General features: G+C 58.3%; 16 protein-coding genes. 12 read left to right on the forward strand and 4 right to left on the reverse strand.

The features are described from left to right. Nucleotides 1-8: 8 nt before the first annotated feature. From glnB to luxS, 3 genes are read left to right on the forward strand one after another with little or no spacing between them, the layout of a single operon-like run. Entirely contained in the window at nt 9-347 is a 339-nt protein-coding gene (glnB, locus tag BN1135_RS20140; RefSeq protein ID WP_005308848.1) for a nitrogen regulatory protein P-II, read from the forward strand. A gap of 59 nt (nt 348-406) precedes the next feature. After that, nucleotides 407-1,000, forward strand: coding sequence for a transglycosylase SLT domain-containing protein (locus tag BN1135_RS20145; protein ID WP_280529026.1), 594 nt, complete (start codon nt 407-409; stop codon nt 998-1,000). Between the two features lie 18 nt (nt 1,001-1,018). Continuing rightward, a complete protein-coding gene (gene luxS / locus BN1135_RS20150) occupies nt 1,019-1,528 on the forward strand; it encodes an S-ribosylhomocysteine lyase (protein WP_005340462.1) in 510 nt (169 codons plus the stop codon). A 321-nt stretch (nt 1,529-1,849) separates the two neighbouring features. Here the strand turns inward: luxS and BN1135_RS20155 are convergent, their stop codons facing one another. After that, complete coding sequence (locus BN1135_RS20155; RefSeq protein ID WP_042024317.1) at nt 1,850-2,482, reverse strand: type II secretion system protein; 633 nt, start codon at nt 2,480-2,482, stop codon at nt 1,850-1,852. A gap of 41 nt (nt 2,483-2,523) precedes the next feature. Between BN1135_RS20155 and BN1135_RS20160 the strand changes: the two genes are divergently transcribed. From BN1135_RS20160 to deoD, 7 genes are all read left to right on the forward strand, one after another. Beyond that, nucleotides 2,524-3,297, forward strand: coding sequence for a TatD family hydrolase (locus BN1135_RS20160; protein WP_042024321.1), 774 nt, complete (start codon nt 2,524-2,526; stop codon nt 3,295-3,297). A gap of 226 nt (nt 3,298-3,523) precedes the next feature. Beyond that, complete coding sequence (locus tag BN1135_RS20165; protein ID WP_042024324.1) at nt 3,524-4,798, forward strand: NupC/NupG family nucleoside CNT transporter; 1,275 nt, start codon at nt 3,524-3,526, stop codon at nt 4,796-4,798. A 126-nt stretch (nt 4,799-4,924) separates the two neighbouring features. Further along, entirely contained in the window at nt 4,925-5,095 is a 171-nt protein-coding gene (locus tag BN1135_RS20170) for a XapX domain-containing protein (protein ID WP_042024325.1), read from the forward strand. A gap of 423 nt (nt 5,096-5,518) precedes the next feature. Next, on the forward strand, nt 5,519-6,292 hold the full coding sequence (gene deoC, locus BN1135_RS20175; protein WP_042024326.1) for a deoxyribose-phosphate aldolase: 774 nt from the start codon (nt 5,519-5,521) through the stop codon (nt 6,290-6,292). 109 nt (nt 6,293-6,401) lie between these two features. Further along, nucleotides 6,402-7,733: a thymidine phosphorylase gene (gene deoA, locus BN1135_RS20180; protein ID WP_042024328.1), complete on the forward strand. Its 1,332-nt coding sequence runs from the start codon at nt 6,402-6,404 to the stop codon at nt 7,731-7,733. A gap of 14 nt (nt 7,734-7,747) precedes the next feature. Continuing rightward, nucleotides 7,748-8,956 carry a phosphopentomutase gene (locus BN1135_RS20185; RefSeq protein ID WP_042024330.1) on the forward strand — a complete coding sequence of 403 codons (1,209 nt, stop codon included), beginning with the start codon at nt 7,748-7,750 and terminating at the stop codon, nt 8,954-8,956. A 75-nt stretch (nt 8,957-9,031) separates the two neighbouring features. Continuing rightward, the gene (deoD, locus tag BN1135_RS20190) at nt 9,032-9,748 is read left to right on the forward strand and encodes a purine-nucleoside phosphorylase (RefSeq protein WP_042024331.1); all 717 of its coding nucleotides are present in this window, start codon (nt 9,032-9,034) and stop codon (nt 9,746-9,748) included. Between the two features lie 71 nt (nt 9,749-9,819). Here the strand turns inward: deoD and BN1135_RS20195 are convergent, their stop codons facing one another. Together BN1135_RS20195 and BN1135_RS20200 are read right to left on the reverse strand one after the other, a co-directional pair. After that, nucleotides 9,820-11,685 carry a sensor domain-containing diguanylate cyclase gene (locus tag BN1135_RS20195; RefSeq protein WP_042024332.1) on the reverse strand — a complete coding sequence of 622 codons (1,866 nt, stop codon included), beginning with the start codon at nt 11,683-11,685 and terminating at the stop codon, nt 9,820-9,822. Between the two features lie 64 nt (nt 11,686-11,749). After that, nucleotides 11,750-12,361: an AhpA/YtjB family protein gene (locus BN1135_RS20200; RefSeq protein ID WP_042024334.1), complete on the reverse strand. Its 612-nt coding sequence runs from the start codon at nt 12,359-12,361 to the stop codon at nt 11,750-11,752. A 120-nt stretch (nt 12,362-12,481) separates the two neighbouring features. Here BN1135_RS20200 and serB point away from each other — a divergent pair, with 120 nt between their 5' ends. Continuing rightward, on the forward strand, nt 12,482-13,492 hold the full coding sequence (gene serB, locus BN1135_RS20205) for a phosphoserine phosphatase SerB (protein WP_042024337.1): 1,011 nt from the start codon (nt 12,482-12,484) through the stop codon (nt 13,490-13,492). A gap of 28 nt (nt 13,493-13,520) precedes the next feature. Next, entirely contained in the window at nt 13,521-14,426 is a 906-nt protein-coding gene (locus BN1135_RS20210) for an alpha/beta hydrolase family protein (protein WP_042024339.1), read from the forward strand. 51 nt (nt 14,427-14,477) lie between these two features. Here the strand turns inward: BN1135_RS20210 and BN1135_RS20215 are convergent, their stop codons facing one another. Further along, the gene (locus BN1135_RS20215) at nt 14,478-16,850 is read right to left on the reverse strand and encodes a PilZ domain-containing protein (protein ID WP_042024341.1); all 2,373 of its coding nucleotides are present in this window, start codon (nt 16,848-16,850) and stop codon (nt 14,478-14,480) included. Nucleotides 16,851-16,920: the final 70 nt, after the last annotated feature.

Raw genomic sequence — 16,920 nt, forward strand, 5'->3', positions numbered from 1 at the left:
GAGTCACCATGAAGAAGATTGAAGCCATCATCAAACCGTTCAAGCTGGACGATGTGCGCGAGGCCCTGGCCGAGATCGGCATCAACGGCATGACCGTATCCGAAGTCAAAGGCTTCGGCCGCCAGAAGGGCCATACCGAGCTCTATCGCGGCGCCGAGTATATGGTCGACTTCCTGCCGAAAGTGAAGGTGGAGCTGGTGGTGCAGGACGAGGATCTCGATGCCTGTCTGGAAGCGATCCAGAATACCGCTCGCACCGGCAAGATTGGTGATGGCAAAATCTTCGTCTGCGAGGTGGAGCGTGTCATTCGTATCCGTACCGGCGAAGAGAACGAAGACGCGATCTGACCTTGGCTATCTCTTTACCTGACCAGAGGCGCGAAGCGCGACCTCACTTGATGGGGTGGATGCGCGTTCTGGTGGGTGCCAGCATGTTGGCTAGCCTGACCGCCTGTAGTACCCGTCCACCGGCTCAGCCGGAGAATCTGTGCCAGATCTTTCGCGAGAAGCCGGAGTGGCACAAGGCCGCGCTCAAGATGAACGAGAAGTGGGGGACGCCGATCCACGTGATCATGGCCATGATGTATCAGGAGTCCTCTTACGTACATGACGCCCAGCCGCCGATGCAGTATTTCCTCTTCATCCCGACCGGGCGGGCCAGTTCAGCTTATGGTTATGCTCAGGTCAAAGATGAAACCTGGGCTGATTACCAGCGGGAAACCGGCAACAGCTGGAGTGACCGCGATGACTTTGCCGACGCCATCGATTTTATGGGTTGGTACACGAACAAAGCCCAGCGGCTCAATGGCACCTCCAAGTGGGATGCCTATGGCCAGTACCTCAACTATCACGAAGGGTGGGGTGGCTACCGGCGTGGCAGCTATCGCAGCAAGGGGTGGTTGATGAAGACCTCTCGCAAGGTGGAAGCTCGCGCCCAGCGCTACGGCGCCCAGTACCGTCAATGCAAGGACCAGCTCTCCCGTGGGGGCTGGTTCTGGTAACCAAATCAGGAGTCAGAAATGCCGTTATTGGACAGTTTTACCGTTGACCACACCCGTATGGAAGCGCCAGCGGTGCGTGTGGCCAAGACCATGCAGACCCCGAACAAGGACACTATTACCGTGTTCGACCTGCGTTTCTGTGTGCCTAACCAAGAGATCCTCTCCGAGCGCGGTATCCATACGCTGGAACACCTGTTCGCCGGTTTTATGCGTGATCACCTGAATGGCAACGGCGTGGAGATCATCGACATCTCCCCCATGGGTTGCCGTACCGGCTTCTACATGAGCCTGATCGGCGCGCCGGACGAAGCCCGTGTTGGCGCAGCCTGGCAGGCAGCCATGAGCGACGTGCTGACCGTGCAGGATCAGGCCAAGATCCCCGAGCTGAACGAGTATCAGTGCGGCACCTACAGCATGCACTCGCTGGAAGAAGCGCACGCCATCGCCCGTCATGTGCTGGAGCGCGGTATCGGCGTCAACCACAACGACGAGCTGGCCCTGCCGGAAGAGAAGCTGAAGAGCCTGTGAGGCTGATGAGCTGTCGCTCATCGGATAACCTCTTCAGGGAATGTTAAAAGAGCCGGTCAGCCATGCTGACCGGCTCTTTCTATCTCGACCGACCGCAAAAATGGGGATGGCTTGCTCCCCTTGCCAACTCTGATTAGGATGGTTTTTGACCTGAACCTGTTGGCGGAGGTGTGACGATGAAAGGGGTATTGCTGCGTTGGCTGGCCCGTTACGATGCATGGTGTGAGGAGTGGGGGCTCACTCAGGAGAACCGGCGCTGCTGCACGCCGGTTCGTTATGATGATTCAAGCAAAGAGCGAGCTTGCGCAGAAGAGGCTGAGCTCAATCAGAATTGCGGGTCACGGCGCCGGTAACGCTGTTGTACTCGAAGCCGAGGCCATTTAGATAATCCGAGCTGGTTTGGAAGCGGTTGATTGAGTCGCGCAGGATATAGCGGCAGTTAAGATGCTTTTTGCCATTCGCATCAATCGCTCCTGTGGAGACAACATCTGTTAAGTAATCCGCTTTACTATCAATCACCGCATCCAAGCTGACCGCTTCTACGCTGTAGTCGCTATCCATCATGTCTTCAAAGAGAAAGCGGCAGTCAGCTCCGCTGCTAACGGATATGTAATCGGACTGGCCTGTTATATACATTTCATCCAGTCCTTTTTGACCTTGGTCTTCATCAGAACCAACAGGCCAGCCATACATATTGATATCCATATTTTTCACGCCAAAACTGCTCAGATTGTAGAGCGCGATTGCTTGCCCCTGTACTTTAACCGCCCAGCCAGCATGAGCCAGCTGAACTGCGCTGGCAAAGCTGCCAGCGGTCGCCGAGACCGTGCTTTTCAGGGCATCATCCTTGATATTGATAAAGCGGGGCAGGGCGGTGACGGCCAGGATCCCCAGCACTATGATCACCAGCACCAGTTCAATCAGAGTAAAGCCGTTGTTTCTATTGTTCATCATGTTCAATGACCCATTAAATCCCGCAAACAGGTTTGAGTGATATGCAGCTGATAGATACCCATTGCCATCTCGATTTTCCGGTTTTCGACCAGGACAGGGAGGCGTTGCTAGCCCGTTGCCGGGCATTAGGGGTGACGGAGTATATCATTCCTGCCATCGCAGAGGATAACTGGACTCGTGTGATGGCTCTGGCAGAGCAGCATGACGGCCTCTTTTATGGTCTGGGCGTTCATCCCTGGTATGCCGGTGAGCAGCGGGAAGGGGTGATGGAACGGTTGCGAACGCTGGTGATGAGCCAACCTGCCGGGCTGGTGGCCATTGGCGAGTGTGGGCTGGACCTGCGCTCTCACGTGCCGCAGGAGGGGCAGCTTGCGCTGTTTGAGGCTCAGATCCGGCTGGCCGCCGATGCCGGGTTACCCCTGATGATCCACTCGGTGCGTGCCAATGACACTGTGGCCAAGCTGTTGCGCCGCTTCAAGCCGCCACGTGGCGGGGTGATCCACGCCTTCAGCGGTTCGTTGCAGCAGGCGGAAGCCTTCTGGCAACTGGGCTTTCGACTCGGGGTGGGCGGGGTAATCAGTTTTGAGCGGGCGAACAAGACGCGAGAGGTATTTCGGGCTATGCCGCTCGAGGCTCTGGTGCTGGAAACCGATTCGCCCGATATGCCCTTACAAGGTGAGCAAGGCTCCCGGAATACCCCGGAAGCGCTGCCGAAAATAGCGGAAATATTGATGACCTTGCGGGAGGAATCATCGGCAGATGTTGCCAAGGTGTTATTTGAAACTGCCCGGCATATTTTCCATCACGACCAATAGCCATGAAACAAATTCGCAACACCTGATTTAGTTGTCAGGAAAAAAAATGAGCGTAAAAATCGTTTGCCGTCTAATTTTGTGACACTTGGACATTTTGATAACGATAAAATGTGACCAGCATTCTATTTTATCGGGCATTAATTAGTATAATGCGCACCCCTTGGTTAGTGGCTGTTGTTCACATTTCACTAACAAGCTAGGTGCTACATAAGAGGATAAGATAATAATGAGTATAATCATGGGTCTGGTGGGGATGGTCACCCTCATCCTTATCGCGGTACTGTTCTCCAGCAATCGCAAAGCAATCAACCTGCGCACAGTGGCAGGCGCCTTTGCGCTGCAAGCCGGTCTCGGTGCGTTTGTACTGTATGTTCCAGTTGGCCGCGATATTCTGGTTACCGTCTCTAATGGCGTCTCCAGCGTGCTGACTTTTAGTAAATTCGGTATCGACTTCCTGTTTGGTGGTCTGGTCAGCGACAAGATGTTTGAAGTGTTCGGTGGCGGTGGTTTTATCTTTGCCTTCCGTGTCCTGCCCGTCATCATCTTCTTCTCTTCGCTGATCGCTGTGCTCTATTACCTGGGCATCATGCAAGTGGTCATCAAGTTGCTGGGTGGTTCACTGCAGAAGGTACTGGGCACCTCCCGTACCGAATCTCTCTCTGCAACTGCCAACATCTTCGTCGGTCAGACTGAAGCCCCGCTGGTGGTTCGTCCTTATATCGCCAAGATGACTGACTCCGAGCTGTTCGCTGTCATGTGTGGTGGTCTGGCTTCTGTCGCCGGTGCGGTATTGGTTGGTTACGCCGCCATGGGCGTCAAGATGGAGTACCTGATTGCAGCCTCCTTCATGGCCGCTCCGGGTGGTCTGCTGTTCGCCAAGTTGCTGGTTCCCGAGACCGAGACCCCGAACTATGACGACGACTCAGTCAACGCCGAGCTGGATGACAAGCCTGCCAACGTGATCGACGCGGCTGCTGCGGGTGCTTCTGCCGGTATGCAACTGGCCCTGAACGTTGGCGCAATGCTGCTGGCTTTCATCGGCCTGATCGCCATGGTCAACGGTATTTTCTCCGGTGTCGGTGGCTGGTTTGGTATGCCAGAGCTGTCTCTGGAACTGCTGCTGGGCTGGTTCTTCGCCCCGCTGGCCTTCCTGATCGGTGTGCCTTGGCACGAAGCGGTCGTGGCTGGTTCCTTCATCGGTCAGAAAGTGGTGGTTAACGAGTTCGTGGCTTACCTGAACTTTGCTCCATACCTGAAAGATGAATTGCTGATCAATGGCGCGGCCATGTCTGACCACACCAAAGCGATCATCTCCTTTGCTCTGTGTGGTTTTGCCAACCTCTCCTCTGTTGCCATCCTGCTGGGTGGTCTGGGGTCCATGGCACCGAATCGCCGTGGCACCATCGCCCGTTTCGGTCTGAAAGCCGTATTGGCTGGCTCTTTGTCCAACCTGATGTCTGCCACTATCGCAGGCTTCTTCCTGGCACTGTCTGCCATGTAATAGCTGTCTGACCTGACAGACTATAAACACCAACGCCACGGCATTTGCCGTGGCGTTGGTGTATGGGGCGGTGACAACCGTTTTCCTATCTAAACTGATAATAAAATGAGTCGGGTCGGAGGTTATATGAATGAAGTATTACTGGCGATTGTGGCTGGCTTTATTGTCGGTTTGTTGTTTTCTTTCCTCAAATTACCGATCCCGGCACCACCCGTGTTATCGGGAGTGATGGGGATCATCGGTGTCTATCTGGGGGGGCTTGCTTACTCCTGGATCCTGACCCGCTTCTTTTCATAAGGTTTTTTAGTCCCTGATTTGCCAGATGTGAGGTACCTCTGAAATTGGTAAATCCGGCTTGCAAACAGGGGGTATCTCGGCTGAAATAGGCGTTGCCAGCAGGGTGCTGGCAATGACTAATACTCGATGCAATCGGGTGTTGGCGGTCAAATGGAATTGATTGGGAAGTCGGGTCAGATGTTGTCGGCCTTTCTCAAGTCTTCATGGAACCAAGTCCGCACTTTTGTAAGAAAGTGACAGGGCTCTTGCCTTATTTACAGTCGCAGTGCCTGCGGGATGCTTTGAATAGCATCCGGATAGTGCCGGTGCCTTCGCACTGTAATTCCATTCCCGTATAGCTGGGGATTACTGCCTGTGCATCCATCACTGGATGGCTTGGCGGTGGCCGGTTATCTGGATTAAATCGAGACTTTGGAGAATAGAATGACTGATCTGAATGTGGCCGCTCAGCGCGCCCTGAACCTGATGGACCTGACCACCCTGAACGATGACGACACCGATCAGAAAGTGATCGACCTGTGCCGCAAGGCCAAGTCACCGGCTGGCCTGACTGCCGCTGTTTGCATCTACCCCCGTTTTATTCCTATCGCTCGCAAGACCCTGCGTGACATCGGCGCTGCCGACGTGCGCATTGCGACCGTGACCAACTTCCCCCACGGCAACGACGACATCGAGATCGCCGTGGCCGAAACCCGTGCTGCCGTCGCCTACGGTGCCGACGAAGTGGACGTGGTCTTCCCGTACCGTGCCTTCATGGCAGGCAATGAACAGATCGGTTTTGATCTGGTCAAAGCGTGTAAGGAAGCCTGTGGCGCCAAGGTGCTGCTGAAAGTGATCATCGAGACTGGCGAACTGAAAGAAGAGGCGCTGATCCGTCGCGCTTCCGAGATCTGTATCGATGCCGGTGCCGACTTCATCAAGACCTCCACTGGCAAGGTGCCGGTCAATGCGACCCCGGAAGCGGCCCGCATCATGATGGAAGTGATCAAGGCCAAGAATCCGAAAGTCGGCTTCAAGCCTGCTGGTGGCGTGAAAGACGCAGCCGTTGCCGGTCAGTACCTGGCCATGGCCGAAGAGATCCTCGGCAACGACTGGGTATCCGCCCGCACCTTCCGCTTTGGCGCGTCCAGCCTGCTCGCCAGCTTGCTGGCAACACTGGGGCACGGCGACAAGCCGGCCAACACCAGCGGTTACTAATAAGTTGATGACAGGGCGGGGGATTCCCGCCCTGTTAAGCCCCCACCATGAGGTGCGCGGGCAAGGATTCAGGCTTGTTTGACGCCAGCAATGGCGGAGGGAATGAAAGATGTTTTTGCCTCAAGAAATTATTCGCAAGAAGCGCAACGGTGAAGCGCTCAGTACCCAAGAAATTCAATTCTTCATTCAGGGCATTACCAATAACACCATCGGCGAGGGGCAGATTGCCGCGCTGGCGATGGCGGTCTACTTCAAAGACATGACCATGGATGAGCGGGTTGCCCTGACCTGCGCCATGCGTGACTCCGGTATGGTACTGAATTGGGACCACCTCAATCTGGGTGGCCCGATTGTCGACAAACACTCCACCGGCGGCGTCGGTGATGTGGTTTCCCTGATGCTTGGCCCTATGGTCGCTGCTTGTGGCGGTTTCGTGCCGATGATCTCCGGCCGTGGTCTGGGCCACACCGGCGGTACCCTGGACAAGCTGGATGCCATTCCCGGCTACCAGACCTCGGTCGACAACGATCGTTTCCTGAAAGTGGTGGAAGAGGCGGGTGTCGCCATCATCGGTCAGACCGGCGATCTTGCCCCCGCTGACAAGCGTATCTATGCAGTACGTGACATCACCGCCACCGTCGAATCCATCGCGATGATCACCGGCTCCATCCTCTCCAAGAAGCTCGCCTCCGGGCTCGAAGCGCTGGTGATGGATGTGAAAGTGGGCTCCGGCGCCTTTATGCCGACCTTCGAAGCCTCCGAAGAGCTGGCCAAGAGCATTGTGGCCGTGGCCAACGGTGCCGGTTGCCGCACCTCTGCGCTGCTGACCGACATGAACCAGGTGCTGGCCTCCAGCGCCGGTAACGGGGTCGAAGTACGCGAAGCGGTGCGTTACCTGACCGGTGAATACCGCAACCCGCGCATTCACGAAGTCACCATGAGCCTGAGTGCCGAGATGCTGATCTCCGCCGGTCTGGCCAGCGATGACGGCGATGCCCGTCGCAAGCTGCAGGCGGTGCTGGATAATGGCAAGGCTGCCGAGATCTTCGGCCGCATGGTGACCGGCCTCGGTGGCCCAGCCGATTTCATGGAGCGTTATGATGCTTACCTGCCAAAAGCAGCCATCGTGCGCCCGGTCTTCGCGGCCAACAGCGGTTTCGTGACCGCCATGGATACCCGCGAACTGGGTCTGGCCGTGGTGGCGATGGGCGGTGGTCGCCGCGCTGCCGGTGACAAACTGGATTATGCGGTCGGTCTGACCGACTTTATCCGCTTGGGTCAAAGCGTCGATGCTGACAAGCCGATCGCGCTGATCCACGCTCAGACTGAAGAGCAATATGCTCAGGCTGCCAGCATGGTGCAGGCGGCTGTCCGAATTGGTGGCGAGCGACCACAGGCACTGCCTGAAGTGTACCGTCGCATCACCCTGGCTGATTTGTAACAAGGGGAAGACCCATGAAACGTACCTTTATTCTGATGATGGACTCTTTCGGTATTGGCGCTGCTGCCGACGCCGAACAGTTCGGAGATGTGGGCGCCAACACCCTTGGTCATATCGCCAAGGCGTGTGCAGCCGGTGAGCTTGAAGGCCGTGGTGCCCTCAAGCTGCCCAACCTCAACAAGCTGGGTCTCGGCCATGCAGGGGAGCAGGCTTCCGGCTACTTCCCGGCAGGTCTGGACAAAGATATCGAGGTGGTCGGAGCCTACGGTTTTGCTCAGGAGCTCTCCTCCGGCAAGGACACCCCGTCCGGCCACTGGGAGATCGCCGGAGTGCCCGTGCTGTTCGAGTGGGGCTATTTCAAGGATCACACCAACAGCTTCCCGCAGGAGCTGCTGGACGCCATCGTCGAGAAGGCGGGTCTGTCCGGATATCTGGGCAACTGCCACGCCTCCGGCACCCAGGTGCTGGACGATCTGGGCGAAGAGCATATGCGTACCGGCAAGCCGATCCTCTACACCTCTGCCGACTCTGTGTTCCAGATTGCCTGCCACGAAGAGACCTATGGTCTCGAGAAGCTCTATGAGTTGTGCCACATAGTGCGCGAGCTGCTGGAGCCCTACAACATTGGCCGCGTCATCGCGCGTCCGTTCGTCGGCAGCGGCAAGGGCAACTTCAAGCGTACCGGCAATCGTCACGACTACTCCGTGCTGCCGCCAGCACCGACCGTGCTCGACTATATGAAAGAGGCGGGTGGTCAGGTGGTCTCCATCGGCAAGATCGCCGACATCTACGCCAATCAAGGTATTACCAAGCAGGTGAAGGGTACAGGTCTGGTTGAGCTGTGGGATCGTACTCTGGAAGAGGTGAACGCGGCCGGTGACAACACCATCGTCTTCACCAACTTCGTCGACTTTGACTCCTCCTACGGTCACCGTCGTGACGTGAAGGGCTACGCCGATGCACTGGAGTATTTCGACGCCCGCCTGCCGGAGCTGTTCGATCTGCTGCAAGATGGTGACGTGGTGGTGTTGACTGCCGACCACGGCTGTGACCCGACCTGGGGTGGTACTGACCACACCCGTGAATACATTCCGGTGCTGTTCTTTGGCAAGCCGGTCAAGGCTGGCTCTGTCGGTCGTCGCGAAACCTTTGCCGATATCGGTCAGAGCATCGCGGCGTACCACGGTCTGCCCAAGTTGCAGTACGGTACCAGCTTCCTGTAATTTACCCGCCCGCCACTTCGGCGGCGGGCAATTTATAAAACAATAAAACTCAACCTGTGTGAAGGAATCAAGAGAATGGCAACTCCTCATATCAATGCGAAAGATGGCGCCTTTGCTGATACCGTACTGATGCCGGGCGACCCCCTGCGCGCCAAGTACATCGCGGAAACTTTCCTGGAGAACGTTGAGCAGGTGTGCGATGTGCGCAGCATGCTCGGCTTTACCGGCACCTACAAAGGTCGTCGTATCTCCGTGATGGGCCACGGCATGGGTATCCCTTCCTGCTCCATCTACACCAAAGAGCTGATCACCGATTACGGTGTGAAGACCCTGATCCGCGTAGGCTCCTGCGGTGCTGTGCGTGAAGACGTAAAACTGCGTGACGTAGTGATCGGTATGGGTGCCTGCACCGATTCCAAAGTAAACCGTCTGCGTTTCAAGGACCATGACTTCGCCGCTATCGCTGACTTTGATCTGGTCGCCAATGCGGTACAGGCTGCCAAGAACAAGGGTACCCCGGTGCGCGTGGGTAACCTCTTCTCCGCAGACCTGTTCTACACCCCGGATCCTTCCATGTTCGACGTGATGGAAAAATACGGCATTCTGGGTGTCGAGATGGAAGCTGCCGGTATCTACGGTGTGGCTGCAGAGTACGGTGCCAAGGCACTGACCATCTGTACCGTTTCCGACCATATCCGTACCGGTGAGCAGACCACCTCCGAAGAGCGTCAGCTGACCTTCAACGACATGATCGAAATCGCACTGGACTCAGTGCTGCTGGGCGATAAGTAATCCTCCGGTAGTTGAATGAAAGCGGCGGCCTTCGGGCCGCCGTTTTGCATTTCTGAGCCAGGAAGCAGGGGTCAGAGGTCGAGGGCAAAGCGCCCCTTGCCTGCCATCTTGGCCCGATACATGGCGGCATCTGCCCGGTGCAGCAGCTCGTCGATGTGGCAGTGCTGACCTGAGTGACAGAGCGCCCCGCCGATGCTGCCAGCGAGCGGCAGCTGGTGGCCAGCCACATCCCACGGTTTAGCCATGGCGTCCAGCAGCCGTTGGCAGAGGGCTGGCAGCTCCTGCTCGGGGTGGCGCAAGGCGGGCAGTATGATGGTGAACTCGTCGCCCGCGAGGCGGGCCACCATGTCGCCGGGGCGCACTTCGGCACAGAGCACACTGGCGAAGCGGTGCAGCAGGGCATCCCCTACATGGTGCCCCAGCTGGTCGTTGATCTCCTTGAAGCCATCCAGATCGAGAAACAGCAGGCCGAGCGCCTCCCCGTCATGGTGTGCTCGCTCCAGCTCACGGCTCAGGCGCAGGGTGAAGGCGCGCCGATTGGGCAGAGCGGTGAGGGGGTCGTGGCTGGCGTCATGTTCAAGCTGGCTCTGTAGTGCCTTGAACTGAGTGATATCGGCACCCAGGATATAGACCCCGGGCTCGTCGCCCACACTCGGGATCATGGTGATCTTGAGGTCACGCGGGCCGATGGGCAGCTCGAAGCGGTATTCGAAGCTCACCTGTTCCCCCGCCTGTGCCCGGGCTAGATAGTTCATGGCATTGAGGTAGGCGGCTTCACCGATCACCTCCCGCGCGCTCATCTCCAGCATGCGTTCGGGATTGAGCCCGAAATAGCGGCAGTAAGCCTGATTGGCAAACAGATAGCGCCCCTCTGGCGAGAGCATACTGATGGTGACCGGCAAGCCATCGCTGATAGAGCGCAGCCGGGCGCGGTTGCGCTCTATCTCGGCCATCGCCATATGCAACTGCTCGACGGTGGCCGATAGCTCGCGGGTGCGATCCCGCACCTGCATCGCTAGCCCCAGCTGTAGTTGCATCAACTTATCTTCGGCCAGCTTGCGCTCGGTGAGGTCGGCAAACACCGCGATCAGGTGTGGTGCGGCCGTGCGGCTTTTACAGAGTGTCACGCTCAGCTGTACCCAGCAGAGGGTGCCATCGGCGCGCAGCATCCGTTTCTCCAGCCGGTAGTGCTGGCGCTGGCCATCGAGCAGTGCCTGAAACAGCGGCAGTTCCCGCCCCAGATCGTCGGGATGGGTCATGGTCTGCCAGGTGCGGCTCAGCATCTCGGATTCGCGATAACCGAGCAGCTGTTGCAGACCCGGATTGGCTTTGAGCCATACCCCCTCCAGCGAGGAGAGCGCCATGCCCACCGCCGACTGGTTGAAAGTCTGGGTAAAGAGATGCTCCTGATCTTCCAGTACATTGCTGAGGCTGCGCACCTGATTGCGCCGCTCGAGGTCGTGCAGGGTGTTCTCCACCAACAGGCCGAAATCATCGAGATCCTGACACTGGGTCTCGTCCAGCTGGCGTGGCTTGCTATCCACCAGACAGAGAGTGCCAAGCACCACCCCATCCAGCGCGCGCAGAGGGCGGCCAGCGTAGAAGACCACGTGGGGCGGCCCGATCACCAGTGGATTGTCGGCAAAGCGGGGGTCGAGACGGGCATCCGGCACCTGCATGATGCCGGGCTGCAAAATGGCGTGGCCGCAGAAGGAGATATCCCGGCCAATCTCGCACCGGGCGATGCCGGTGCGGGCCAGAAACCACTGGCGATCCACATCGGTGAGGGAGACCAGCACCACGGGCAGATCAAAATGGCGGCTGATGAGGCGGGTCAGGCGATCCAGATGATCGATCGGCTCGCGATCGAGCAGCCCGAGGATCCGCAGCCGCGCCAGCCGACTCTCTTCGTCAACAGGCATTGGTGGGGCAATCATACTGAGCTCCTGTTGGTTCTACCCTCATGGGTATATACAAGGTGGCTGGGGGATTGCCCCCGGTCTATGGCTGATCGGCCGGTTTGTGCTTTTTTTTGTGCTTGCGTACCCGCATGTAGTTACGGCGAATGCCGTAGGAGATAAGCAGGCCAGCCAGCAGGGCGACCAGTAGCATCAGGCGCTGTTTCTCCTGCACCACCTTGAGCCGGGTGTCCTTGTCTGCCAGCATCTGCTGCTCTTCCAGGGTGATGCGCAGGAAGCCGATAGTCAGCTCACCATCTCGAATTTCCTGTACGAACTGGATCCGTCCTTTGCCTTGCTCCGGCAGTGACTTGTTATCGCTGCCAATGGGCAGCAGGCTCTCCAGTGGCACCGCCTGCTCCGACTGGGCGAGGGGAATGCCGCGTCCGTCATAGAGGGTGGCATCAAGGATCTCCGGCTCCGCCGCCAGATCCCGCGCCAGCCGCTCCAGCTCGCTGCTCTTATCTTCTTTGATCCAGCGCTTCATGTCGCGGGCGGCGTAAGCGACCAGTGCCTGCGCCCGGCTGCGGGCTTCGTTGTGCAGCGACGCCTGGCTTTCACCCTGCATATGGATAAGCACGCCGAGCACCCAGCAGCCGAGCAGGATACCTGCACCCAGGCTGAGAGCGCGTTTGATGGGAAGATGACGCTGCAAGCGTGAAACCTCATGGTGACAAGGAGTGGCGGGATCTTGGCGCTTGCCTGTACAAAAAGCAATACGCTACTCTGGGCCAGCATTGTTAACTCCCTGATCACCAAGGAAGGCGTATCCCTTATGTTGTTGTCCCGGCTCCCCCCGCTGTTATCCGATTGGCCCGCGTTGTTGTCCGGCTCCCCCTGTTGGCAGCTCAACCCAGATGCGTTGCAACCGACCGAGACCCCGCTGGCAGGTGGCTGGCTGGTGCTGTTTGGCAAGGGGCTTGGCGCGTCCCATCTGGCACGTCTGGCAACACTGTTGGCAGAGCAGGGGCTGGCCGCCACCCTCTATCCTTCCGCCGAGGTGGCAGGCGTACCGCTGCTGCTGCTTGGCTGCGATGGTTTCTCCCCCGAGCTGGTTGCCGTGCTCAAAAGTGGTGAGTGGGAGATCGATCTCTGCCATCTGCCCGCGCTGCCGACCCTGAGCGAACCCGGTCTGTTGGTGATGGACATGGACTCCACCGCGATCCGCATCGAGTGCATCGACGAAATTGCCCGCCTTGCCGGGGTGGGTGAGCAGGTGGCGGCGGTAACCGCGGCCGCCATGCAGGGCAAATTGGAGTTCTCCGACAGCCTGCGTAACCGGGTGGCCCTGCTGGCAGGGGCGCCGGTCACCATTCTCGACGAGGTGGCCGCCAACATGCCGTGGATGCCCGGTTTGCAGTTGATGGTCGATACCCTCAAAGGGGCGGGCTGGAAGGTGGCCATCGCCTCCGGCGGTTTTACCCGTTTTGCTGGCGAGCTACAGCAGGCGCTGGGGCTCGATGCCATCTTCGCCAACGAGTTGGCGGTGGAAGGGGGGCAGCTGACCGGCAAGGTGAGTGGGCGCATTGTCGATGCCAGCGTCAAGGCCGAGGTGTTGCAGCAGCTGGCGCAGAAGCACGGTATTGCTGCCGCCCAGACCGTGGCCATCGGCGATGGCGCCAACGATCTCAAAATGATGGGGGTGGCGGGCCTTGGCATCGCCATTCATGCCAAACCGCTGGTGCGGGCACAGGCGGCGGCCACCCTCAATCATCACGATCTGGAAGGGGTGATCTGCCTGCTGGCGGCGCGGGCCTGTAGCGAGCTGCGCTGGGACCAGCGCTGACAGTGTTTCAAGGAGGAAACCAATAACAATGGAATTGTTGCAGCAGTCTCTGTTTATCCCTTGTGGCGGCCATCAACTGCATGTGCGCCACATCAAACCCCGGGTCGCCGTCCATGGCGAGCCGATCCTGATGGTGCACGGTGCCATCGAAAATGGCCGGATCTTCTACACAGAGTCGGGCAAGGGGCTGGCCTGCTTTTTGGCCCGCCACGGCTATCAGGTCTATGTGGCTGATTTGCGGGGGCGAGGGCTCAGCACTCCGGCCATCGCCGAGCAGGCGGAGCATGGCCAGCACGAGCTGATCACCGAGGATCTGCCCGCTCTGCAGCGCTGGATTGCCGAGCGTCATGGCGGCTTCAAGGTGCACTGGGTGGCCCACTCCTGGGGCGGCGTTATCATGGCGTCGACCCTGGTGCGCTTCCCCGAGCTGGCGGAACAGGTGGCCAGCCTGCTGTTTTTTGGCACCAAGCGCGGGGTGTCGGTGCACAATCCCGAGCGTTGGCTGAAAGTCGATCTGATCTGGAACCGGCTGGCCCCTTGGCTGGCTCGCCGCCGCGGTTTTTTGGCGGCTCGCAATCTGAAGATCGGTGCCGATGACGAGTCGCTGCGCTATTTGCAGGAGACCATCCCCTGGGTCAAGTGCGGCCCCTGGCAGGATCCTCACGACGGCTTTGCTTATGATGAGGCGGCTGCAGGGGTTCACTGGCCACCGCTCTGGATGATCTCGGCCAAAGCGGACAAGGTGTTGGGTCACCCGACCGATGTGCGCCGTTTCAGCGACGAGATGGGCTCGGCCACGCGCCACACCCGTTTGGGGCGAGATAACGGCAACCGGCTCGATTATGACCACATCAATATGCTGACCGCTCCGCAGGCGCAGGAGGATCACTTCCCCCAAATCCTCGAGTGGCTGTTGGATCCACAGGCCGCATGACAAAAAACAGGGCGCATCATGCGCCCTATTTCGTGCAGAAGAAGGCCAGTTTTACGGCTCAGTGATCCCGAGCCGGAACAGGGTGGCCTGAGTGGTGTCGGTCAGCTCGCCCACGCCCACTACACTCCATAGCTCCTCCTCCAGCTTTTTAGCTTTGTGGATGGCAAACTTGGCGATGTAGTCCAGCTCGTTGGCGATGAAGTTGGTATCGGGCCGCCCGGTACGGGAGATGCCGACCAGTACCGAGTAGAACTCCCCCTGTCGCTGTGCCAGTTCGATAAACTGACGCTTCTCTTTCGCGCTGACCAGGCTGCTGGCCAGCCGACTGTTGAAGACGGGGAGCCCTGCCTTGGTCTGGATGCTGGCAATATAGACCTCATCCTCTCTCGGCTTGTCCTCCCGCTCGATGGCGCGCAGCGGGTTCATCAGCAACTCTTTGAGCAGCTCTCCCTGAAACAGCGGGTAGAGGTTCTCCTGCTCCGGCTGCTCGGCACAGGCCTGTAGCAACCGCTGCAGACTGCGTGGTTGCAGCGATTTGCCGATAGAGGCCGGTTTGGGAGCGCCTTTCAGCTTGTTGACGTAGACCGGCGAGTTGAACAGGTGGTGGGTATAGATGTTCCGCAGGGCCCGCGCCAGCCCGCGATAGCGCCGCTGCTCCTGCGCTGCCTTGAGCTTGTTCTGGTTGCTCTCGATCAGCAAGCTGAAGAACTGGCGGCCGGTGTGGCGGTCTGAATCCCCCTCAATACAGAGGTGCAATACGGTGCGGGTCATGTTGATGCTGACCAGCCGGTAGGAGAGGTGCTGCAGATCCATGCTCTTGGAGAGCTCCTGCAAGCGGGGCAGAGCTATGGTCACCACATCGTTTTTTTCACCGACGAAGGCCTCTTCCAGCTCGATCTGCAGGCCATGGGTCGAGATGTCCCGAGTCCAGCCGAGCCAGGATTTGCCATTATGGTGGATGGCGACCGCTGTCTTGTGGATGTAGCGGGACTCCTTGCGCAGCTGGACATAGTGCAGGGTCTCGATTTCAAACGGCACAGCCCCCTGTTCATGACCAAAGCGCTGCAGCTCATTGGCGTTGTTATTGACCGCCTCCTGATGGAACTCCTCACGTTGGGACTCCTGGCTGATATCTTGTATCAAGCCGCAATAGCCGATCTGCTTGAGTCGCTCGAGCAGCAGAATATCTTGTAGCTGGGGGTTATCTTGCCCCTGCAACTGGCTGACATCCGCCTCGACTAGATCGCACGCCTCTAGCGAGAATTTGTAGACGCGCCAGCTGGGACGGCGGGAGCCCACCTGGAAAAAGAGCGCAGTGAGGCCACTCTGGCGCAGCTCCTCGGCGGTGGCGGAGAAAAAGTAGATATGGCTGCGTACCGTGTGGGTAAAGCAGTAGATGATCGCCTCGGTGGTGGTGCCCGGCGCCGGGCACAGTCGCTTCATCCGATCAGCATTGAACAAACCGGCCAGTGCGTCACGGTTCTTCTCGTCCCGCCAGTACTCCAGCAGGTGCTGGTTGTTCTCGGTACGCAGGGCGATCTCCAGGTGAGGGCTGTCACCAGTACCGAAGAACAGCGGCATGCCGGTCATCCGTGGCAGGTAGAACTGCTCGTATCCCTTGATGATGGCGGCAGAGAGCAGGTAATCGACACTGACCCGATAACGGGCCTTGTTGGCTTCTATGAATTCGCCGAGAAAGGCATCAAAGGCTGCGTGCTCGCCTGCGCGTACCAACCGTAGCCAGAACTTTCCGTCTTTACTCTCTTCGCCCAGGATCTGGTAGCCGACCGACTGGTGCAGCACCGGATTGGGGGTGTCTCGCTCCAGCCCGGTGAAGAAGACCTCCACTTGAGCACCGGTATGGTAATTGGGCAGGTAGGGGACAGAGACTCTCATCCCCCCCAGTGAGAGATCGGAACTTTTGGCAAACAGCTTCTCGCCATCCTGCATCTTGATCAGCAGTGGCGAGCTAAAGTGCATCCGCTCCTGACGGCGGCCGTAGTAGCTGGCAAAGGCGATGGTATTGACATCATATTGCCGGAAGGGGCTGGCTGGTGGCGAGAGTTGACCGTCTGCGCGGGTATGATGGCGCTGTTTTTGCCACTGTTGCAGCGCCTCATAGACACCGAGGGTATAGATATCGCGGTAGAGATAGCATTGGGACTGGAACAGCCCGATCGCGTCGGCGGGCATGAAGTGGGTGATGCCATCGAACTCATGCACCAGGCTCTCATCTTCCAGTTCGTCACGCATATCAATGACCCTGCGGCAGGGCGAGCACTTGCGTTTGAGCTCCATCTTGATCAGAAAACGGCTATTGCTGTTCTCTTCATGGGTGATGCGGTGGAAGAGCTCCTCGAAGTCCTTCTCCCGCAACAAGGGGACGAGCTGTTCAATCAGATGTTGCTGGTGTTCTGAATCCATGTGTTCCTGCCACGGAAAGTCATTTTTCCGATTCTGGGTTTGATATGTCGGTCGCAAACAAGTATATCAA

This window comes from Aeromonas sobria, from assembly GCF_000820145.1.
GTDB classification, from domain to species: domain Bacteria; phylum Pseudomonadota; class Gammaproteobacteria; order Enterobacterales; family Aeromonadaceae; genus Aeromonas; species Aeromonas sobria.